This window comes from Rhodococcus sp. H-CA8f, assembly GCF_002501585.1.
GTDB classification, from domain to species: domain Bacteria; phylum Actinomycetota; class Actinomycetes; order Mycobacteriales; family Mycobacteriaceae; genus Rhodococcus_F; species Rhodococcus_F erythropolis.
The window spans coordinates 4,314,456-4,337,625 of sequence record NZ_CP023720.1 but is presented as its reverse complement, the minus strand read 5'-3'; the positions used below and the strand labels follow the sequence as shown (position 1 = coordinate 4,337,625).

11 protein-coding genes (1 of these 11 running past the window's edge) are annotated in these 23,170 nt (G+C 62.4%); 9 read left to right on the top strand and 2 right to left on the bottom strand.

Features of this window, described 5'->3' with window-relative positions; all coding sequences use genetic code 11:
* Positions 1–25 precede the first annotated feature (25 nt).
* Positions 26–286 (top strand): GlsB/YeaQ/YmgE family stress response membrane protein, encoded by a 261-nt coding sequence (locus tag CPI83_RS20040; protein ID WP_003942027.1) that lies wholly within the window; start codon positions 26–28, stop codon positions 284–286.
* Positions 287–443: 157 nt separating this feature from the next.
* Here the strand turns inward: CPI83_RS20040 and CPI83_RS20035 are convergent, their stop codons facing one another.
* Positions 444–1,190: a GTP pyrophosphokinase family protein gene (locus tag CPI83_RS20035; RefSeq protein WP_020906876.1), complete on the bottom strand. Its 747-nt coding sequence runs from the start codon at positions 1,188–1,190 to the stop codon at positions 444–446.
* A 48-nt stretch (positions 1,191–1,238) separates the two neighbouring features.
* Positions 1,239–1,838, bottom strand: coding sequence for a TetR/AcrR family transcriptional regulator (locus tag CPI83_RS20030; RefSeq protein WP_003941968.1), 600 nt, complete (start codon positions 1,836–1,838; stop codon positions 1,239–1,241).
* 98 nt (positions 1,839–1,936) lie between these two features.
* On the opposite strand from CPI83_RS20030, the gene CPI83_RS20025 reads away from it, so the two are divergent.
* From CPI83_RS20025 to CPI83_RS19990, 8 genes are all read left to right on the top strand, one after another.
* A complete protein-coding gene (locus tag CPI83_RS20025) occupies positions 1,937–3,526 on the top strand; it encodes a carboxyl transferase domain-containing protein (RefSeq protein WP_003941927.1) in 1,590 nt (529 codons plus the stop codon).
* A gap of 5 nt (positions 3,527–3,531) precedes the next feature.
* Positions 3,532–5,571 carry an acetyl/propionyl/methylcrotonyl-CoA carboxylase subunit alpha gene (locus CPI83_RS20020; RefSeq protein WP_007730189.1) on the top strand — a complete coding sequence of 680 codons (2,040 nt, stop codon included), beginning with the start codon at positions 3,532–3,534 and terminating at the stop codon, positions 5,569–5,571.
* Complete coding sequence (locus tag CPI83_RS20015) at positions 5,571–6,734, top strand: acyl-CoA dehydrogenase family protein (protein WP_007730190.1); 1,164 nt, start codon at positions 5,571–5,573, stop codon at positions 6,732–6,734. The genes CPI83_RS20020 and CPI83_RS20015 overlap by 1 nt, the downstream gene beginning before the upstream one ends.
* Positions 6,731–7,219 (top strand): MaoC family dehydratase, encoded by a 489-nt coding sequence (locus CPI83_RS20010; RefSeq protein ID WP_020969025.1) that lies wholly within the window; start codon positions 6,731–6,733, stop codon positions 7,217–7,219. Before CPI83_RS20015 ends, CPI83_RS20010 begins: the two co-directional genes overlap by 4 nt.
* Positions 7,216–8,043: a CoA ester lyase gene (locus CPI83_RS20005; protein WP_003942031.1), complete on the top strand. Its 828-nt coding sequence runs from the start codon at positions 7,216–7,218 to the stop codon at positions 8,041–8,043. The genes CPI83_RS20010 and CPI83_RS20005 overlap by 4 nt, the downstream gene beginning before the upstream one ends.
* A 3-nt stretch (positions 8,044–8,046) precedes the next feature.
* Positions 8,047–8,802: a CoA transferase subunit A gene (locus CPI83_RS20000; RefSeq protein WP_007730192.1), complete on the top strand. Its 756-nt coding sequence runs from the start codon at positions 8,047–8,049 to the stop codon at positions 8,800–8,802.
* A 41-nt stretch (positions 8,803–8,843) separates the two neighbouring features.
* Positions 8,844–9,449, top strand: coding sequence for a 3-oxoacid CoA-transferase subunit B (locus tag CPI83_RS19995; RefSeq protein WP_176450604.1), 606 nt, complete (start codon positions 8,844–8,846; stop codon positions 9,447–9,449).
* Positions 9,450–9,908: 459 nt separating this feature from the next.
* Positions 9,909–23,170 carry the 5' portion of a non-ribosomal peptide synthase/polyketide synthase gene (locus CPI83_RS19990; RefSeq protein WP_157920618.1) on the top strand. 15,484 nt of this gene lie beyond the right edge of the window, so the window shows 13,262 of its 28,746 coding nt (coding positions 1–13,262); the start codon lies at positions 9,909–9,911; the stop codon falls past the right edge of the window.

Sequence of the window (23,170 nt, the reverse complement as noted above, 5' to 3'; positions counted from 1 at the left end):
TGCACGACGTGTGAGAGGGGCTGTCATGGGGCAAATTATCGGAACCATCATTTTCGGCGCAGTCATCGGAATCCTGGCTCGTCTCGTGCTGCCAGGTAAGCAGCAGTACGGCATGATCGTGACCGTCGTGCTGGGTATCGCCGGAGCGCTTATCGGGTACTGGGTCTGGGGAGCGATCTCGGACAAGGGCGACACCGGTGGAATCGACTGGATCCGCTGGATCATCAGCATCGCCGCGGCGGCCGTGCTCTCGATCGGCTACAGCGCCGTCACTGGCAAGAAATAGCAAGCCAACGCAATTCGCGAAGTGCGCCCTCCCGAAGTTCGGGAGGGCGCACTTTTGGCTTGCCCTAGTTGTCCGACCCCAGTTGTGAGCGAACGGCACTTTCGTCGCCTCAGATGCGCCGAAAGGCGCGTTCGCTCAGGGGAGGGTCGCCGTAAATTCAGAGCGCCCGTCGCTGAAGATGCAGCGCCTCGAGGAACTGCGCCGGCAGATCCTGCTCGAGGATTTCGTCATCGGGATGCGGTAGCGCTTTGATTTTCGCGAACTCGTCGTTGAGGCGTTCCATCTTGACGTCGAGGCGGTGTGCCGCGGCAGCAGCCTCGGTGAGTTCGTCGAGGAGCTCGACAGGAACCTCGCGGTTGTACTTGTAATAGATCTTGTGCTCGAGGCTCGCCCAGAAATCCATCGCGATGGTGCGGATCTGGAGTTCGATCGGTACGTGCCGGACTCGGTCGCTCATGAAAACCGGGACCTCGACGATCAGGTGCAAGCTCTTGTAGCCGTTGGGTTTCGGATCGGCGATGTAGTCCTCTCGCTCGATCACCCGAAGGTCCGTCTGGCTGGTGAGCATCTCGGCGATTCGGTACGTGTCGGAAATGAAGCTGCAGGTGATGCGCACGCCGGCGATGTCGAAGATGTTCTTCGAGATGTCGTCGATCGTGAGCGGAATGTTCAGGCGTTGAGCCTTACGCAGGATGCTGTCCGGCGACTTGACCCGTGACGTCACGTGTTCGATGGGGCTGTACTGATTGATGTGAGTGAACTCGTCCTTGAGAATGTTCACCTTGGTCATCAGTTCGGAGATTCCGAATTGGTACAACATCATGAAGCGGGAGAACTCGGTCCGCAGATCGGCGAAATCGGCTCTGCTGACCCCACTGCTGTCTTCCACGTTCGGCACCCTCATCTGTTAGCTGGTGTAACCAGTCTGCCACCGATTGTGCCGTGTCCGGTTTCAGTGGGTGCGCAGTGCGGCGAGCGTCATATCCCGCAGGACGCGACGCGCGCGTGCCGGCGAAGCGGGGTTGGCGCTGTGAGGGGTCGAGTTGATCAGACCGAAGGTGGCATGCGCTTTGATTCGTGCGTCCGCCTGATCGAGTTGGGGATCGAGTTGCTCGAGCACCCCGACCCACACCTCGACGTACTTGCGCTGCGTCTGGCGTACCTGTCGACGCGCGTCGGCCGGCAGGCTTTCGAGGTCGCGGTCCTGGATGCGGATCAGGTCCGGCTCGCCGAGCGCGAAGTCGAGGTGGAACTCCACCAGTGCGTCGAGTGCGGCGCTCGGTGAGTCCGCTGCCTCCGCTGCCGCAGAGCCGCCTTCGTGCAGGCGCGTGCTGATGCCGACGAGAAGTTCCACGAGGACGGCATCCTTGTTGGGGAAATGCCGGTACACGGCCGGGCCGCTGATGCCGACGGCGGCGCCGAGGTCTTCGAGTCGCACACTCACGAATCCGCGCTCGGCGATCAACCGGGCGGCGGCGTCCAAGAGTTGACGTCGACGGTCGGCCTTCATCTGATCGCGTCGCGTCGGAGCTGCTACCTGCTCAGAGGTCATTCTCTCGATCTTTCTTCGCTTGTGTTCTGGACAACTCAGTTAATCATAGTTAATCTAGTTTCAGTTATCGAGCATTAACTCATGGCGAAGGCGGCGGGATGACTCCCAGTGGAATCACGCAAGGAACGGGCTACCGGTCCGATCACACCGTTCTGGTGGACGAACTGAAGAAGAAACTGGCGCAAGCAGCGCTGGGTGGCAACGAGCGCTCTCGCGAGCGTCACGTGAGCAGAGGGAAGTTGCTGCCGCGAGATCGCGTCGACTCGCTGCTCGACCAGGGCAGCCCGTTCCTCGAGCTGTCCCCACTGGCGGCCAATGGCCTGTACGACGACGAGTGCCCGGGCGCCGGCGTCATCACCGGTATCGGCCGTGTGTCGGGTCGCGAGTGCGTCATCGTTGCCAACGACGCGACGGTCAAGGGCGGCACCTACTACCCGATGACGGTGAAGAAGCACCTGCGCGCGCAGGAAGTTGCGCTGCAGAACAACCTTCCCTGCATCTACCTCGTCGACTCCGGCGGCGCCTTCCTGCCGCGCCAGGACGAGGTCTTCCCGGACCGTGAGCACTTCGGCCGGATCTTCTACAACCAGGCGACCATGAGCGCCAAGGGGATTCCCCAGATCGCCGCAGTTCTCGGTTCGTGCACCGCGGGAGGCGCCTACGTGCCCGCGATGAGCGACGAAGCAGTGATCGTCCGCAACCAGGGCACCATCTTCCTCGGCGGACCGCCGCTCGTGAAGGCTGCCACCGGTGAGATCGTGACGGCGGAAGAGCTCGGCGGCGGCGACCTGCACTCCAAGGTTTCCGGCGTCACCGACCACCTGGCCGAGGACGACCGCGACGCACTTCGGATCGTGCGCAACATCATTGCCACGCTCGGCCCCCGCTCCGAGCGCCCGTGGGACGTCATCTCCACGGTTCCGCCCGTCGCCGATCAGAGCGAGCTGTACGACGTCGTTCCGACTGATCCCCGTACTCCGTACGACGTGCACGAGGTCATCACCAAGCTCGTTGACGGTGGCGCGTTCCAGGAGTTCAAGGCTGAATACGGCAAGACGCTCGTCACCGGTTTCGCCCACATCGAGGGCCACCCGGTCGGCATCATCGCCAACAACGGCGTGCTCTTCGGCGAATCCGCCATGAAGGGAGCACATTTCATCGAACTGTGCGACAAGCGCAGTGTGCCGCTGCTGTTCCTGCAGAACATCGCAGGCTTCATGGTGGGACGCGACTACGAGGCCGGCGGCATCGCCAAGCACGGCGCCAAGATGGTCACGGCAGTCGCGTGTGCACGGGTCCCCAAGCTGACAGTCGTCATCGGCGGCTCGTACGGCGCCGGCAACTACTCCATGTGTGGACGCGCGTATTCACCTCGCTTCCTGTGGATGTGGCCGAACGCGCGCATCTCGGTCATGGGCGGCGAGCAGGCAGCTTCGGTGCTCTCGACGGTTCGTAGCGAGCAGCTCGACAGCGCGGGTAATCCGTGGTCGGCCGAGGACGAAGAATCCTTCAAGGCGCCGATCCGCGAGCAGTACGAGGCTCAGGGTAATCCGTACTACTCCACTGCGCGGCTGTGGGATGACGGTGTCATCGATCCCGCAGATACCAGAACTGTTCTCGGCCTGGCCCTTTCGGTGTGCGCAAACGCGCCGATCGAGCCGGTCTCCTACGGCGTCTTCCGGATGTGAGCGAAATGACTGAGTTGCGCACTATCGATACTGTTCTCGTGGCCAACCGCGGTGAGATCGCGGTCCGCGTGATCCGCACGCTGCGTGAGTTGGGAATTCGCAGCGTCGCCGTCTACAGCGACGCCGACGCGAATGCTCGCCACGTCCGCGAGGCCGACACTGCCGTCAACATCGGACCGGCCGCGGCGCGTGAAAGCTACCTCGTCATCGACAAGGTCATCGACGCTGCCAAGTCCACCGGTGCTCAGGGTATTCACCCCGGTTACGGCTTCCTGTCGGAGAACTCGGCGTTCTCGGCTGCCTGTGCGGCTGCCGGAATCGCCTTCCTCGGCCCCTCCGAGCACGCCATCGAGGTGATGGGTGACAAGATCACCGCGAAGAATGCGGTTGCCGCGTTCGACGTGCCGGTGGTCCCGGGTATCGCTCGCCCGAATCTGACCGACGAAGAACTGATCGCAGCGGCCGAGGACATCGGCTACCCGGTGTTGGTCAAGCCTTCGGCCGGCGGAGGCGGCAAGGGAATGCGTCTGGTCGAGGACCCGGCCAACCTGGCCGAGGCTCTTCGCAGTGCCCGTCGTGAGGCCGCGTCGTCGTTCGGCGACGACACCCTGTTCCTCGAACGATTCGTCCTGCGGCCCCGGCACATCGAGGTCCAGGTTCTCGCCGACCAGCACGGCAACGTCGTCCACCTCGGTGAGCGCGAATGCAGCCTGCAGCGGCGTCACCAGAAGGTCATCGAAGAGGCTCCGTCGCCGCTGCTCGATCAGGTGACCCGTGACCGGATCGGCGCGGCAGCCTGCAACACCGCTCGAAGCGTCGATTACACCGGCGCCGGCACCGTGGAGTTCATCGTCTCCGCCGACAAGCCGGACGAGTTCTTCTTCATGGAGATGAATACCCGACTGCAGGTCGAGCATCCCGTCACCGAAATGGTGACCGGACTGGATCTGGTCGAATGGCAGGTCCGTGTGGCAGCGGGAGAGAAGTTGGCCTTCTCCCAGAGTGACATCACGCTGACCGGGCACGCCATCGAAGCTCGTGTGTACGCGGAGGATCCGGGCCGTGGATTCCTGCCGACGGGCGGCCGCGTCGTCGATCTGGTCGAGCCGTCAGGTTCCGGCGTGCGCGTCGATTCCGGACTGCTCGCGGGCACCGTCGTCGGCAGTGACTACGACCCGATGCTCAGCAAGGTCATCGCCCACGCTCCCGACCGCGCGGGCGCACTGCGCAAGCTCGATCGCGCACTCGGTGACACCGCAGTGCTCGGAGTCGTGACCAACATCGAATTCGCACGGTTCCTCCTCGCTGATCCGGATGTGATCGCGGGCAACCTCGACACCGGTCTGCTCGATCGTCGCGTCGAAGACTTTGTCGCAGCCGACGCCTCCGACGAGGTGCTCATTGCTGCCGCGGCGTATCGCTGGCTCTCGCGGTGGACAACCTCGGAATGCGTTGATCCCTGGGATGTCCCGAGTGGGTGGCGCGTCGGAACTCCCGCTCCGACCAGCATCAGGCTCTCCGCCGGCACCCGAACGGCGCACGTTGCGATCGTCGGCGTTCCCGCGGATGCAAAGGTCGAGGTCGAAGGTTCACAGCCTCGCGCATTCAGCGCGACCCTGACGGGATCCGAACTGGCGGTGGTGATCGACGGACGTCGACGCACGTTTGTCGTCGCCGAGACCGATGGTGGTCTGTGGCTGGCAGGCGGCGGAACCTGGCACGTGCGCGAGGTTGCCGAAGTCAGCGTTCGCGGTGAGGACAAGCACGCCGGTGACGCCGAAATCGCCAGCCCCATGCCCGGTGCCGTCATCGCAGTCAACGTCGAGAACGGCGCGGCAGTGAGCGCGGGACAACCACTCGTCGTGGTCGAGGCCATGAAGATGGAGCACTCCTTGACGTCCCCGATCGACGGGATCGTGGAAGTGCTTGTCCGTCAGGGCGATCAGGTGATGGTGGATCAGGTTCTGGCCCGCGTGGTACCTGTCACGGACGAAGAGACTGCAGAAGTAAAGACCGAGAACACGACGCAGAAGGAAGACGCCTGATGTCCGATTACCTTGCCACCGGAGCGCTTCCGGACGAATACCAGCAGCTCGCCAAGACGGTTGCGGATTTCGCGAAGACCGTAGTGGCACCGGTTGCTGCCGAGCACGACGCCAACCACACCTTCCCGTACGAGGTAGTGGCCGGGATGGCCGACATGGGACTGTTCGGCCTGCCGTTTCCCGAGGAGTACGGCGGAATGGGCGGCGACTACTTCGCACTCTGCCTGGCGCTCGAAGAGCTGGGCAAGGTCGACCAGAGCGTCGCGATCACTCTCGAAGCTGGTGTGTCCCTTGGTGCCATGCCGATCTACCGTTTCGGTAACGAGGCACAGAAGCAGGAGTGGCTTCCGCAGCTCACCAGCGGCAAGTCGTTGGCTGCCTTCGGCCTGACCGAACCCGGTGCGGGTAGCGACGCCGGCGGCACCAAGACCACCGCGAAGTTCGACAGCGGTGAGTGGATCATCAACGGCAACAAGCAGTTCATCACCAACTCGGGCACCGACATCACCAAGCTCGTGACGGTCACCGCGGTCACGGGTGTCAAGGACGGCGGCAAGAAGGAGATCTCGACGATCCTCGTGCCGACCACGACGCCCGGCTTCACGGCCGAACCGGCGTACAACAAAGTCGGTTGGAACGCATCCGACACCCATCCGCTCACGTTCGCCGATGTTCGTGTCCCCGAAGAGAATCTGCTCGGTGAGCGCGGCCGCGGCTACGCGAACTTCCTGCGCATCCTCGACGAAGGCCGCATCGCTATTTCCGCGTTGAGCGTCGGTGCCGCCCAGGGCTGCGTCGACGAGTCGATCAAGTACGCCAAGGAACGCGAGGCGTTCGGTCGCCCCATCGGACACAACCAGGCCATCGCGTTCAAGATCGCGCGTATGGAGGCTCGTGCCCACGTCGCACGTACCGCGTACTACGACGCGGCCGCACTCATGTTGTCGGGCAAGCCGTTCAAGAAGCAGGCGTCCATCGCCAAGCTCATCTCCTCCGAAGCTGCCATGGACAACGCCCGCGACGCCACCCAGATCCACGGCGGATACGGCTTCATGAACGAGTACGCCGTCGCGCGACACTACCGTGACAGCAAGATCCTCGAAATCGGTGAGGGAACCACCGAGGTGCAGTTGATGCTCATCGCCCGTGAGGCAGGGTTGTGACGAACCCCAAGAAGATCACTCAGCGCGGACTCTGGTTCGAGGAGTTCGAGGTCGGCGCGATCTACGAGCATCGCCCAGGCCGAACGGTGACCGAGGCTGACAACGTACTGTTCACGACTCTGACGATGAACACGCAGGCGCTGCATCTTGATGCTGCGTACAGCGAAGGCACTCAATTCGGTGTGCGGCTGGTCAATTCGATGTTCACCCTGTCGACCATCGTCGGCCTCTCGGTCGCGCAGTTGACGCAGGGCACCATCGTCGCGAACCTCGGTTTCTCCGAGATCAGCTTCCCGAAGCCGCTCTTTCACGGGGACACCCTGTATGCCGAGACGCTCATCGCGGACAAGCGCGAGTCGAAGAGTCGTCCAGGTGAAGGCATCGTGACGCTCGTGCACACCGGGCGTAACCAGCACGGTGACGTCGTCGCACTGGCCACGCGCAAGACACTGGTGCAACTGCGTCCGGCAGAGGTGTCCTCATGACGTGGACACCTCCGGGGCCGGCGTGGTTGTTCTGCCCGGCGGATCGTCCCGAGCGCTATGCGAAGGCCGCGGCTGTTGCCGACGTCGTGATCCTCGATCTCGAAGACGGTGTGGCTCCGGCCGACAAGGAAGCCGCACGTGCAGCCCTGATCGACACGCCTCTCGATCCGGAGCGGACGGTCGTGCGCGTCAATCCGGTCGGTACACCTGATCACGAACTCGATCTGATCGCGCTGGACGGCACACACTATTCGCGTCTCATGCTGTCCAAGTGCGAATCGGCCGAGGACGTCCTCTCGCTCGCACCGGCGGACGTGGTTGCACTCGTCGAGTCCCCGCGAGGAGCCCTCGCCGTGGCCGACATCGCGCTTGCTGCGAACGCCATCGGTGTCATGTGGGGAGCCGAGGATCTTGTGGCCGGTCTCGGCGGTAATTCGAGCAGGCACCCGAACGGTTCGTACCGCGACGTTGCCAAGCACGTCCGATCGACGTCTCTCCTGGCTGCGAAGAGCTACGGCCGGTTGGCTGTCGATTCTGTTTATCTCGACATCAAGGACCTCGTAGGCCTGGGCGTCGAGTCCGCTGATGCTGTCGCAGTCGGCTTCGACGTGAAGGTTGCGATCCACCCGAGTCAGGTCGAGGTCATCCGTGGTGCCTTCGCACCTTCGGAAAAAGAGATCGACTGGGCCACACGAGTGCTTGCCGCGGTGTCTACTGAACGTGGTGTGTTCGCGTTCGAGGGCAAGATGGTCGACGCTCCCGTACTTCGTCACGCCGAGAAGCTTCTTCACCGAGCCGGAATCTTTCAGCAGAAGGAGAACTAACGGATGAGCAAAGTCGTGAATACGGCAGCTGAGGCAGTTGCCGACATCGCGAGCGGATCCAGGCTCGCAGTGGGCGGCTTCGGGCTGTGCGGTATTCCCGACGCACTGATCGCGGCGATCGCCGACGGCGACGCCACCGATCTCGAGGTGTTCTCCAACAACTGCGGTGTCGACGACTACGGTCTCGGCATTCTGCTCGGCGCGCACCGGATCGCCAGGGTGACGGCGTCGTACGTGGGGGAGAACAAGGAGTTCGCGCGCCAGTATCTCGCCGGTGAGCTCGAAGTGGAGTTGACGCCGCAGGGGACGCTGGCCGAGCGGCTGCGTGCAGGCGGTACCGGCATTCCGGCGTTCTACACTCCGGCCGGCGTCGGCACACCGATCGCCGAGGGCGGCTTGCCGTGGCGATACAACCCGGACGGTTCGATCGCCGTGGCGTCGCCACCGAAGGCGACGGCAGTGTTCGGTGGCCGCACGTATGTATTGGAAGAGGCGATCACGGCTGACTTCGCGCTCGTGCATGCGGACTACGGTGACACCGAAGGAAACCTCGTCTTCAACAAGACGGCGATGAACTTCAACCCGCTTGCTGCCATGGCCGGCCGGATCACCATCGCGCAGGTGGAGAACCTCGTCGAGCCGGGCGACATCGACCCCGCGCACGTGCACCTACCTGGAGTGTTCGTCGCGCGCGTCGTACACACAGGCCCACAGGAGAAGCGGATCGAGAAGCGGACCGTCTCAGGAGGCACCAAGTGACCAGTGCAGAGGAAACCCGTATCGGTTGGACTCGCCACGAGATGGCCGCTCGCGCTGCTGCCGAGATGCGGCCGGGTGAGTACGTCAACCTCGGCATCGGCCTGCCGACGCTGATCCCCAGTTACTTGCCCGAGGGTGTCAAGGTAGTCCTGCACAGCGAGAACGGCATCCTCGGTACCGGACCGTATCCGACCGATGATCAGGTCGATGCCGACCTCATCAATGCAGGTAAAGAAACCGTCACCGTCAATCCTGGTGCCGCGTTCTTCGACTCGGCCCTCTCGTTCGGGATGATCCGCGGCGGCCACATCGACACCGCGGTGCTCGGCGGGATGCAGGTGTCGAAGACGGGTGACCTCGCCAACTGGATGGTCCCCGGCAAGATGGTCAAGGGCATGGGCGGGGCGATGGACCTGGTCCACGGTGCCCGCCGCGTCATCGTCGTGATGGAGCACACCGATCGCGACGGAAACCCCAAGATCGTCGAGGCATGCACCCTGCCGCTTACCGGGCAGGGCGTCGTCAACCGGATCATCACCGACCTCGCGGTGCTGGACGTCACCGCAGAGGGTCTGGAGCTTGTGGAGTTGGCTCCGGGTGTCAGTTGCGAACACCTGCAGAGTGTGACTGGTGTGGGTTTTTCCTGAAGCTTCGTACCTTCAATCGAAAGAACGCGCCGACCGCTGGTCGGCGCGTTCTTTCGTCGGTCTGTCGGCGTGTACCGATAGTCTCGATCAGCGACTGTCGAATCTCGTTCGAGCTCGGGCACCAAGTAGCTGAGGGGCCTGTAAATTGTCCGAGGTGACTGAAGTGGATGGGGGTGCAGATCGTCGGCTGCAAATTGATTGTTCCAGGGGTGGAGATGTCGCGCACAGCGTCTGAACCGTGCGTTTCGGCAATGCGATCGGGGGGTAGATGAGCTGGGCGATTTGTAACGAATTGCAGCAAAACCGTCGATACACCGGGGTATGGATTTCTCTTGTCACCTATGTATCGGAGACAATGGGTGGTTCTGGCTCGTCGAGGTTGGATGAGGTCGGTAGCTGCTGCGAATCGGACGTTCGGCTCGCACGGGTGCGCAATGGTGTGGAAGAGAGGCTGTGGGCGTGAATTCGCTGGGTAACGGAGAACTGGGGAGCGGCAAGCCGGAGGTCGGCAGCTCGCCGGAAGACGTTCAGCGATCAGACGCATTCCCACTTTCGGCGGCCCAACTCGGTATGTGGTTCGCGCAGCACCTTGATCCCGCAGTACCGGTCAACATCGCCCAGTACGTCGAACTCCGTGGTGCTCTGGAGCTTGACGCCCTTCGCCAGGCCTGTGCAGACGCCGGTCGCGAAATCGGGTCGGCCTTCGTGCGGATCTTCGAGATCGATGCCCAGCCGTACCAGATCATCGACCCCACACTCGATGATTCAGTCGGCTACGTCGACCTTCGTAGTGAAGACGACTCGCACGACGCCGCCATGCGGTGGATGCGAGCAGATCGCAGCCGGCCGATCGACATGCTTACGGACCGACTGATCTCTGCCACGATCCTGCGCCTCGGCGAGAACCGCTACTACTGGTACACGCGGGTCCACCACACAATTCTCGACGGCTTCGGTGCGTCGACGTTCGTCACTCGTGTGGCGGAGCTGTACTCGGCGCGCGTGGAGGGCCGGGATCCGGAGCCGAGTGAGGCCTCCGATCTCCGGAACGTCTACGAGGTGGACAACAAGTACCGCCAGTCGAGTCGTTTCGAAACCGATCGCAAGTACTGGGCAGACAAGATCGAGAATCTCGACGAGATCTCGAGCCTCGCGGGTCGAAGTGCCGCGCCTGCTCCAGTCAGTCGGATCGACAGTGCAGCGCTGTCCAACCACGTCGAGGCGCTGCTCGGGCGCTTCCTCGAGCGCGTGGAGAAGACCACTGTTGCCGGAACCGTAGTCGCGGCGTTTGCGGCATACCTCGCTCAGATGACCGGACGAGAGGACGTGTCGTTGAGCCTGCCCGTCTCCGGTCGAACGACAGCCGTGCTGCGTCGATCCGGAGGCATGGTCTCCAACGTCGTGCCGCTGCGACTGACCGTCACTGCGGACACCACCGTCCAGGAGCTTCTGGACGACGTCAGGAACGAAATGTCCGGCGCACTGCGCCACCAGCGATACCGACACGAGGACATGGTTCGCGGCGGTGACGGGCCGGGCCGGGGCGGATTCTTCGGCCCGTGGATCAACATCATGATGTTTTCCACCGAGTTGGCGTTCGGGCCCCTCGTCGGCGAGCTTCACATCCTGTCCACGGGTTTGATCGAAGACCTCGGTGTCAACCTGTACCAGAGCGTCGGCGACACCCGTACGCACATCGATTTCGAGTCGAATCCCAATCTGTACGCGCCCGCGGACGCCCAGCGAAATCACTCGCGGTTCGTGGAGTTTCTCGAGAAGTTCGTCTCGGCCGAAACGAGCCGCAAGGTCTGGGATCTTCCTGTCGCAACCGACGAGGAGCGAAACAAGGTTGCCTTGTGGAACCGCACCGGCTTCCACGTTGCCTCGCAGACCATCACCGAAGCATTCGAGCGTCAGGTCGAGAGAACTCCCGATGCCACCGCTGTCGTTTTCGAAGGCGCCAGCCTCACATACGCCGAATTCGACTCTCGCGCAAATGGTTTGGCTCGTCAACTCATCGCCATGGGTGTTGGGCCCGAATCGCTTGTAGGACTGTCGATCCGCAGGTCTTTGGACTTGATGGTCGGTCTGTACGCGATTGCCAAGGCCGGCGGAGCCTGGGTGCCGGTGGATCCCGACCACCCAGTGGAACGCACCGCCTACATTCTCGAGTCGGCGCAGCCCACGTGTGTTGTGACCACTGCGCGGGACGACGTGGATCTGCCCTCGGGCACACGGGTCATCGAGATCGACACACTGGACTATGGGCAGCTCGACAGCAGGCCGATCGCCAACGCAGATCGCCTGTCTCCCTTGCATTTCTCGAACACCGCGTACGTGATCTACACCTCCGGCTCGACCGGGCGACCCAAGGGTGTCGCGGTCACTCACGCAGCGATCAACAATCAGCTTCAGTGGATGAACGCCGAGTACGGGCTTTCGGCGTCGGACATCTACCTGCAGAAGACCGCTACGACATTCGACGTGTCCCTGTGGGGATTCTTCATGCCGTTGCAGGTCGGCGCCACGCTCGTCGTCGCGACTCCGGACGGTCATCGAGACCCGATCTACGTGGCGAACAAGATCGCGGAGCTCGGCGTCACGATCACCGACTTCGTGCCATCCATGCTCACGCTGTTCACTGCGAATGCACCTGCCGGATCTTGTGATTCGTTGCGCCACGTGTTCGTCATCGGCGAGGCGCTCCCGCCCGAGACGTCTTCCGCCTTCCGCGAACTCTGTGGAGCCGGACTGCACAACCTGTACGGTCCGACCGAAGCCGCGGTATCGGTCACGTACTACGAGGCCGTGGCCACGGATACTACTTCCGTGCCGATCGGTATGCCGCAGTGGAACACTCAGGCGCACGTACTGGACGGACAACTTCGCCCGACCCCCATCGGGCAGCCGGGTGAGCTCTATCTCGCCGGCGTTCAACTCGCGCGCGGATACGTTGGTCGACCGGACCTGAGCTCGGATCGGTTCGTAGCCAATCCGTACGGCACGGCCGGTGAGCGTATGTACCGGACCGGCGACCTCGTCCGTCGCAGTGAGGACGGAAACCTCGACTACATCGGGCGTACCGACTTCCAAGTGAAGTTCCGTGGGCAGCGCATCGAGCTCGGCGAAATCGAGACCGTCCTTCTGGCACACCCCGACGTTTCCCAGGCTGTTGTCTTGGTGACCGTCACCCCGACCGGTGATCAATTGGTCGGCTACGTCGTGCCGGGCCCGGGCCGAAACATCGATGCTGCGGTGCTCAGTGAGTTCGCCGGTCGAAGCCTCCCTTCGTACATGGTTCCGGCCGCGTTGATGGTGCTCGATGCGTTGCCGCTCAACACGAGTGGCAAATTGGATCGTGCCGGGTTGCCCGAGCCGGTGTTCGCGAGTGCGAAGCAGTACCGCGAGCCCCGCACCGAAATCGAGCGGGTTGTCGCTGACGTCTTTGCCGACGTTCTCGGTGTCGAGCGCGTCGGTATCGACGACGACTTCTTCGAACTCGGTGGAAACTCGCTGGTTGCAACACAGTTGGTGACCCGCGTGGGTTCCGCCTTGGGAGTGCAACTCGGCGTTCGAGAGCTTTTCGAGTCCACCACGGTCGCTACCTTGGCGGCCCGCGCCGAGTCTGTGGCGGGTAACGCCAGGCAGCTCACCCCGCTGATCGCCAAGCTTCGTCCCCAGGTTGTCCCGCTCTCGCTTGCACAGCAGCGCATGTGGTTCATCAACCGTCTCGATCCGTCGACGCCCGCGTACAACCTTCCGTTCACGGTCCGGCTCACCGGTTCGGTGGACCCGTCCGCCCTGCATGCCGCGGTGATGGATCTTCTCGAGCGACACGAGTCGTTGCGGACGATCTACCCTGATGTCGACGGAACCGCGCAACAGCTTGTACTGCCGGTCGATCGGGCTGCAGTGGAGTTGAATCCGGTCAAGATTCGGAATTCGCATCTCGACGCGGCCCTGTTCGACGTGGCGTCTCGCGGCTTCGACGTGACGCTCGAAATCCCGGTACGGGTTGCCCTCTTCGAGGTGTCTCCGACGGACTACGTCCTGGTGATGGTTCTCCATCACATCGCTGCAGACGGACTGTCGTTCCGTCCGCTCGCACGTGACCTTCTCGTCGCATACTCGGCGCGAAGTGAGAAGTCTGCGCCGGCGTGGACGCCGCTGCCGATTCAGTACGCCGACTACGCCCTGTGGCAGCGCGAAGCACTGGGATCCGACGAAGACCCGCGCTCGGAGTCGTCTCGCCAGATCAACTTCTGGCGCCGGGCACTTGCCGATTTGCCGGATCAGTTGGATCTGCCGACCGACCGACCTCGTCCTGCCATCGCGTCCAATCACGGTGCCAAGCACCATTTTCAGATCAGCGAACGCACGACGCGCAAGTTGAACGAGTTGGCGCGCTCGAGGAGCGTCTCGCTGTTCATGGTGTTGCAGGCGGCATATGCAACGCTGTTGAGCCGGCTCAGTGGTACCTCCGACATCGCGATCGGTGCCCCGATCGGCGGGCGAGGCGATCAAGCGCTCAACGACGTGATCGGCATGTTCGTGAACACCCTGGTGCTTCGCACCGAGGTCGACCCGAACGAACGATTCGAAGAGTTGCTCGCTCGGGTAAGGGAATCGGGCTTGTCTGCCTACGGGCATGCCGATGTGCCGTTCGAGCGGTTGGTCGAAGTTCTGAGCCCGGCGCGTTCGCAGGCTCGTCACCCGCTGTTCCAGGTTGCGCTCACTGCGGAGATCAGTGGACGACGCGAACTGGAATTCTCAGGTGTCAAAGCAGTTGCAGCTGAATTGGACGTACCGGTCGCCAAATTCGATCTCGAACTCATGGTGTCCGAGAATCCCGAAGGGACCGAAGACGCGGATGTCTTGAGTGCCACCTTCACCTACGCCACGGACTTGTTCGATCCGGCCACGGTGAACACTTTCGCTACTCGGTTCGTGCGCATTCTCGATGCCGTGGCTACCCGACCTGAAACGATCGTCGGCGATATCGACCTGCTCTCACGCTCCGAGCGCACCGATCTGACGGTCGTAGCCGCGGATTACACGATGCCCCGGCAGAGTCTCGTCGACATCTTCCTGTCCGGCACGGCTGAGGCGGATTCGGTTGCTGTGCGCTTCGAGGGTCGATCGATCACCTACCGCGAGCTCGATGAGCAGTCGTCGAAGCTCGCACGGGTTCTGATCGGACGTGGCGCCGGCCCCGAGACCATTGTTGCTCTCGCCTTTCCTCGCTCGTACGAGATGGTCTGTGCAGTATGGGCGGTGGCGAAGTCAGGGGCGGCATACGTCCCAGTCGACCCGAGCTATCCGGAAGATCGTGTCCGGCACATGCTGGCCGATTCTTCGGCCGCGATCGGACTCACGTCGGGACAGTTCGTAGATAAGCTTCCTGCGGTCACAGAATGGTTGGTCCTTGACGGCCAGGCGCTGAACGGAGAACTGTCGACGCAATCTTCAGCGCCGGTCACGGACGAGGACCGAATCGCTCCGATTCACAGTTCTCACGTTGCATATGTCATTTACACATCCGGTTCCACGGGAAAACCGAAGGGTGTCAGCGTCACTCACGGTGGTCTCCGTGGGGTCAGAGACGCAGCACAGCGTCGCTACGAGGTAGAACAGTCCTCACGCTTCCTCCATATCTGTTCGCCGAGCTTCGACCCGTCGGTACTCGAATGGATGGTCGCCTTCTCTGCGGGTGCAACTTTGGTGATCGTTCCGTCGACAATTATCGGTGGACACGAGTTGTCGGATCTTCTTCATTCCGAGAAGGTCACACACGCGATCATCACTCCCGCAGTACTCGGGACCATGGAGCCGGCAGAGCTGCCTGAATTGCGAGTCGTCTCCGTCGGCGGTGACGTGACCACTCCCGAGTTGCTGGCGAAATGGGCCCCAGGGCGCGCCTACTTCAATGGGTACGGTCCGACCGAGACCACTATCATCTCGTCGTTCGGCGACCTCGCGATCGGCCGATCGATCGACATCGGGCGTCCCGTCGAGGGCATGTCGGCACTGGTACTCGACGAGCGTCTGCATCCTGTTCCAGTCGGTACCAGGGGAGAGCTCTACTTTGCAGGCGCTGCATTGGCTCGCGGCTACCACGAGCGGCGAGGTCTTTCTGCGGAACGGTTTGTTGCAAACCCGTATTCGCCGGACGGCGAGCGAATGTACCGGACCGGCGATGTCGTGCGCTGGACCGGCGGAGACGCGCGCGGTGACGCGGGGGTTCTCGAATACGTCGGCCGCAGTGACTTCCAGGTCAAGGTTCGCGGATTCCGTATCGAACTCGGTGAGATCGACGCAGTTCTGTCCTCGCACGAGTCTGTGCGCTTCGCGGTGACGGTCGGAAGCGAAGGCGCGGCGGGTGTCACAACCCTCGTTTCCTACGTCGAACTGGCTGACGGGTCGAGTTTCGATCGGGACGTGCTCGCCTCGTTCGTGGCAGAATCTCTGCCGAGCTACATGGTTCCGTCCGTCATCATGGAACTCGCTGAGGTTCCGTTGACCCCGGTGGGCAAATTGGATCGCCGGGCTTTGCCGGAGCCTGTTTTCGAGGTCCGCGAGTTTCGTGCACCCACTACGCCGGTGGAAGAGATTGTCGCGCAGGTGATTGCGGATGTTCTCGGAGTGGAACGAGTCGGCCTCGACGACGACTTCTTTGAACTCGGTGGCAACTCCCTGGTGGCTACTCAGGTCACCTCCCGATTGGGGCGGGCGCTCGACACTACTGTGCCGGTGCGAACGCTATTCGACGTTTCCACCGTCGAGGCGCTCGCCGCACACATCGAGTCGCACGTAGGTAGCGGCGGGCAGAAGGCGCTCGTCGCACAGGTGCGTCCCGCGGAAATTCCGTTGTCGCTGGCGCAGCAGCGCATGTGGTTCCTGAACCGCTTCGACACCGACTCGGCTGCTTACAACATCACTTTTGCTCTGCACCTGACTGGTCATCTCGATACTGCCGCGATGGAAACTGCGCTCGAGGACGTACTGGCCCGGCATGAAGTGCTCCGAACGGTATATCCGGACGGGGCTTCCGGACCGAAGCAGTCGATTCTGTCGCTTTCGGAGGCGTTCGGTGGACTGACCGTGGAGTCGGTTTCGGATCCGGACGAGCTCGAAAGTCGAGTCGCTGCAATCGGATCCTCAGCGATCGACGTCACTGTCGACGTGCCGATCCGTGTCCGCCTGTTGACGGTCAGCGACACCGAGCACACCCTCGCGATCGTGGTTCATCACATCGCCGCTGACGGTTGGTCGATGGCGCCCCTGGCTCGCGATGTCATGATTGCCTACTCGGCACGCAAGGATGGGACCGCGCCGGCGTGGCAGCCGTTGACTGTGCAGTACGCCGACTATTCGTTGTGGCAGCGTGAGGTTCTGGGGTCGGAAGACGACTCGGAATCACTGATCTCGCAGCAGATCTCGTACTGGACCGAGACTCTGGCAGACCTACCGGATGTGATCGAGCTTCCGTCGGACCGGTCTCGGCCTGATGTGGCGTCGATGCGCGGCGAGCGATTCGCGTTCGAGATCTCCGGGGATGTGCACCGTCGATTGGACGCGCTGGCACGGGAGAACAACGCGACGCTCTTCATGGCGTTGCACTCGGCGCTTGCCGTTCTGATGGCCCGACTGAGCGGAACCTCGGACATCGCCGTGGGCACTCCCGTTGCCGGTCGTGGCGACGAGGCGCTCGACGATCTCGTCGGCATGTTCGTCAACACGCTTGTTCTGCGGACCGAGGTCGACCCGGCCCAGGCATTCACGGATCTGCTGGCTGCGGCGAGTGATTCTGCGCTCGGAGCGTTCGCTCACTCGGACGTGCCCTTCGAGCGGTTGGTGGACGTCTTGGCTCCCGCCCGGTCGCAGGCCAGACATCCGCTGTTCCAGGTCGTGCTGTCCTTGCAGAATCTCGCGCAAACGGCATTGGAACTGCCGGGACTGGCGATCAAGGCCGCCGAAATCGACACGACCACTGCCAAGTTCGACCTCGAACTCGCAGTGACAGAGTCGATCGGCGAAGACGGGATCCAGCAAGGGCTCTCGGCCGAATTCACGTTTGCTGCAGATCTGTTCGACGTTTCGACGGTCGAGGGGTTTGCTCGGCGTCTGGTTCGTATCCTCGAGACTGTCGTGTCGGTTCCTTCGATTGTCGTCGGTGACATCGATATTCTCGATGCGGCCGAGCGGGGTGTGCTGGCCGATGTTCATGGAGGTCAGTCGGTCTCGGGAACCCTGGTCGAGATCCTCACAGCGGCGGCCGCTTTGGATCCGTCGGCGGATGCGATTCGCTTCGACGGTCAGTCGATCAGCTACCGCGAACTCGACGAGCGGTCGTCGCGACTCGCTCGTGTTCTGATTGCGAAGGGCGTCGGGCCGGAGGATCGGGTCGCGATCGCGATTCCGCGTTCGGCCGATTCGGTTCTCGCTCTGTGGGCAGTGGTGAAAACGGGTGCTGCATTCGTGCCCGTCGACCCGACGTATCCGGTTGACCGTATCGCCCACATGATCTCCGATTCCGGTGCGGTGCTGGGTCTTGCGCTCAGTGACGTCGAGGCAGGATTGCCGTCGGCGTTGACGTGGGTTGTTCTCGACGACGAGAGGACAGTGGCGGCGTGCGCGGCAGAATCTTGCGCGCCGGTAAGTGATTCGGATCGACGCAGTGCGATCGACGAGCGGCAGCCTGCTTACGTCATTTACACCTCGGGCACCACGGGTCTGCCCAAGGGCGTTGTGGTCACCAATGCGGGTGTGGCGAACTTCTGCGCCGAGCAGGTCGAGCGCTATGCGCTGACCGCGGATGCTCGGACGCTGCATTTCGCCTCGCCGAGTTTCGATGCTTCTGTTCTCGAGTTGCTGATGGCATTCGGAGCAGCATCGACGATGGTGATTGCGCCGACGACGGTGTACGGCGGCGCGGAATTGGCCGAGATCTTGCGCTCGGAGGGCGTGACGCATGCGTTCGTGACGCCCGCTGCGCTGGCATCAGTGGATCCGAGCGGGCTCGACGCGTTGCGGGTGGTTGTCGTCGGTGGCGAAGCCAGTTCGCGGTCTCTCGTTGCCAAGTGGGCGGTGCCGCTTCCGGATGGCGGTGTGCGTGGATTCTTCAATGCGTACGGTCCGACGGAGTCGACAGTCGCCTCGAACATCAGCGATACGCTGACCGCGTTTGATCGTATGAACATCGGCGGCCCGATTCGGGGAATGGCCGCGCGGATCTTGGACGGCCGCTTGCAGCCCGTTCCGGTTGGTGTCGCAGGTGAGTTGTACGTGTCGGGTGTTCAGGTCGCTCGTGGATACCTGGGACAGCCGGCATTGACAGCGGGTCGTTTTGTCGCAGACCCGTTCGGGGCGCCGGGAGAGCGGTTGTACCGCACGGGTGACGTGGTCCGGTGGATCGACGGTGGCGCAGTGGAGTACGTGGGCCGCAGTGACTTCCAGGTCAAGATCCGTGGGTTCCGTATCGAACTCGGCGAGATCGAGGCCGCGCTGACCCGTTGCGCGGGCGTTGCGCAAGCTGTTGCTCTCGTTCGTTCCGACGATCACTTCGGAGATCGTCTCGTTGCATACGTCGTGCCGCAGGCCGGCGCCGAGGTGGATCCCGCACAGGTCATCGAGTCGGTGTCGACGTTCCTGACCGGCTACATGGTCCCCGACTCGGTACTGGTACTCGATTCGATTCCGTTGACCACCGCGGGCAAGACGGACATCAAGGCTCTGCCCTCGCCCGTGTTCGAGTCCAAGGTGTACCAGGCGCCGATCACGACCGTCGAAGAGACTGTCGCGCAGGTGTTCTCCGAAGTTCTCGGAGTCGCACAGGTTGGCCGCGACGACGATTTCTTCGAACTCGGCGGCAACTCGTTGATCGCGACCCGTGTCGCCGCTCGGCTGGGAGAGGCGCTCGACACAAGCGTTCCGGTTCGTGCGCTCTTCGAAGCGTCGACCGTGCAGTCACTCGCCGTCCGGCTCGAGCTGCACGCCGGTTCGGGCGCCACCGCCCCACTGGTGCAGCAGCCCCGGCCAGCTCGGATCCCACTTTCGTTGGCGCAGCAGCGCATGTGGTTCCTGAACAGGTTCGAACCCGCGTCGGCAGTGAACAACGTCCCGGCGGCGATCAGGATTTCGGGCGCCCTCGATGTGGCAGCTCTTGACGCCGCCGTGATCGATGTCGTGGGCCGACACGAATCACTGCGAACTGTGTATCCAGACGTCGACGGCGTCGGATATCAGGACGTCCTCGACGTCCAAGACGTTGTCGTCGACCTCAGCCCCGTGTCGATCACGGAAGATCGCCTGGCTGCGGGCGTCGCCGAGCTGGCGACAGTCGGCTTCGACGTGACGTCCGAAGTCCCGTTGCGCGCCAAGCTCTTCAAAGTCGGCGACAGCGAATACGTTCTGGTGTTCGTCGTGCATCACATCTCGACCGACGGTTTCTCGATGGGTCCGTTGACCCGTGACGTGATGGTTGCCTACGAAGCACGTACACGAGCGTCGGTGCCGGCTTGGACGCCGTTGCCGGTGCAGTACGCCGATTACTCGTTGTGGCAGCGTGAGGTTCTCGGGTCCGAGGACGATCCGCGGTCCGTGATCGCGAAGCAGATTGCGTTCTGGTCGGATGCGTTGGCTGATCTTCCGGAGCAGTTGGATCTGCCTGCCGATCGTCCTCGTCCCGAGGTCGCTTCAGGGCGCGGAGCCGAGGTCGAGTTCGATATCGACGCCACCCTGCACGAAGCTGTCAATTCGATTGCGCACAGCAGTAACTCGACACCATTCATGGTTGTTCACGCAGCGCTCGCCGTCGTACTTTCTCGTTTGTCCGCAACGACCGACATCGCGATCGGTACACCGATCGCGGGTCGCGGTGAGGCGCAGCTCGACGATCTGATCGGTATGTTCGTCAACACTTTGGTGTTGCGTACCGAGGTTGATCCGTCGATGTCGTTCACGGATCTGTTGGCGTCGGCGCGTGAGGTGGATTTGCAGGCGTTCGCGCATGCGGATGTTCCGTTCGAGCGTGTGGTGGAGGTTCTCGATCCGGTTCGTTCGCAGGCTCGTCATCCGTTGTTCCAGGTGGCATTGACGTTCCAGAACCACGAACAGGCAACGCTCGAACTGGGCGACCTCGAAGTGTCGATCGAAAGTGCCGATCTTGCGCTGGCGAAATTCGACCTCCAGTTGACCCTGACCGAACGAACCGACGAGGCCGGCGCACCCGCCGGAATGTCCGCCTCTTTGACGTATGCGACGGATCTGTTCGACGAGTCGACCGTTGTGGAATTCGGTGATCGGCTGGTAAGGACCTTCCGTGCGGTGACTGCTGATCCCACCGTAGCGGTGGGTGACGTTGACATCTTGGTCGATGGAGAACGAAACCTGCTGTCCCGCTTCAGTGCCGGCCAGATCGATCGTGGTGTGGATTCGACGTTGTCGGCGTGGTTCGATGATGCTGCTGCGCGGTTTGGTGATCGGGTTGCGGTGCGGTTCGGTGGCGAGTCGTTGTCTTATGCGGAGTTGTCGGTGCGGGCTAATCGTTTGGCGCGCAGGTTGATTGCTCAGGGTTGTGGTCCGGAGTCGTTGGTGGCGGTGGCGTTGCCGCGGTCGGCGGATCTTGTGGTGGCGTTGTTGGCGGTGGTGAAGTCCGGTGCGGGGTATTTGCCGGTGGATCCGTCGTATCCGGCTGATCGTGTCGAGTTCATGTTGGCTGATGCTGCTCCGGTGGCTGCGATTTCGTGGTCCGGGCGTGAGTTGGTGTTGCCCGCTGGTTTGCCTGTGGTTGATATCGACGCGGTGGATGTGTCGGAGTTCGATGGTTCGGTGGTTTCGGATGCGGATCGTGTTGCGCCGTTGCGGTCGTCGAATGTTGCGTATGTGATTTACACGTCGGGTTCGACGGGTCGCCCGAAGGGTGTGCAGGTTCCGCACTTCACGGTGGCGAAGTTGTTTGCGAATACCGAGGGTGTGTACGGGTTCGACGAGTCGGATGTGTGGACGATGTTCCACAGTTATGCGTTCGACTTCTCGGTGTGGGAGTTGTGGGGTCCGCTGTTGTACGGCGGCACGTTGGTCGTCGTGGATTATGTGACGTCGCGGTCGCCGGAGCAGTTCTTGGAGTTGCTTGCTGCTGAGCGGGTGACGGTGCTCAATCAGACGCCGTCGGCGTTCTATCAGTTGGCCGAGGCTGATCGGTTGGCGTCGGAATCCGGTCAGGCCGCCGAGTTGTCGTTGCGGTGGGTTGTTTTCGGTGGCGAGGCGCTCGAGCTTCGGCGCTTGTCGGATTGGTACGGCCGCCGCGGTGACTTCGCGCCGACGTTGGTGAACATGTACGGCATCACGGAGACGACGGTGCATGTGAGCCATCGTGTGTTGGATGCTGCGATGGCGGCGGATGCGTCGGCGAGTGTTGTGGGTCAGGCTATTTCGGGTTTGCAGGTGTTCGTGCTCGATACACGTTTGGCTCCGGTGCCGGTTGGTGTCGCGGGTGAGATGTATGTCTCTGGTGTTCAGTTGGCTCGGGGTTATCTGGGTCAGGCGGGGTTGACGTCGACGCGGTTTGTGGCGAATCCGTTCAATGCCGGCGAGGTGTTGTATCGCACGGGTGACGTGGCGTCGTGGAACAGTGCTGGTGATTTGGAGTATCTGGGTCGCGCGGATGATCAGGTGAAGATCCGTGGTTTCCGGATCGAGATCGGTGAGATCGAGTCTGCGGTGTTGGCGGATGTGTCGGTGGCGCAGACGGCGGTGGTTGTCCGTGAGGATTCTCCGGGTGATCAGCGGTTGGTGGCGTATGTGGTTCCGGCTGCGGGTGTGAGCGTTTCGGTCGACGATCTTCGGGTGTCGGTGGGTTCGTTGTTGCCGGAGTACATGGTGCCGTCGGCGTTTGTGGTGTTGGATTCGATTCCGTTGACGGTGAACGGGAAGTTGGATCGTCGGGCGTTGCCGGTTCCGTCGTTGCAGGTTGCGGTGTTCCGTGCTCCGACGTCGGTGGTGGAAGAGGTTGTGGCGCAGACGTTTGCGGATGTTCTGGGCGTCGAGCGTGTTGGTTTGGATGATGATTTCTTCGCGCTCGGTGGTAATTCGCTGATTGCGACGCAGGTGACGTCTCGGTTGGGTCAGGCGTTGGATGCTTCGGTGTCGGTGCGGGAGTTGTTCGAGGCGTCGACCGTTGAAGGGCTTGCTGCCCGACTCGGTTCTCGTGTTGGTGGTGGTTCGCGTGCGGCGTTGACTGCGCAGGTGCGTCCGGCGCAGGTTCCGTTGTCGTTGGCGCAGCAGCGTATGTGGTTCCTCAACCGATTCGACACGGCATCGGCTGTCAACAATGTCCCTGTTGCCGTTCGGCTCACGGGTGCGCTCGATCTGGCCGCCCTGAATTCGGCAGTTCACGATGTTATCGGTCGCCACGAGGTTCTGCGCACGGTCTACCCCGAGGTCGACGGAATCGGCTACCAGAAGATCCTCTCGGCTGGAGATGTCTCGATCGATCTCGGTGCAGAACGCGTCACCGACGACCGAATCCAGGCGGAGCTGTATTCGTTCTTCGCCCAGGGCTTCGATGTCACCGTCGAGGTTCCGATGCGCGCCAAGATGTTCCAGGTCGCCGATGATGACTTCGTGTTGTCGTTCGTGGTGCATCACATCTCGACCGACGGCTTCTCGATGAGCCCGTTGACCCGGGACGTGATGACCGCGTACTTCGCCCGCTCACAGGG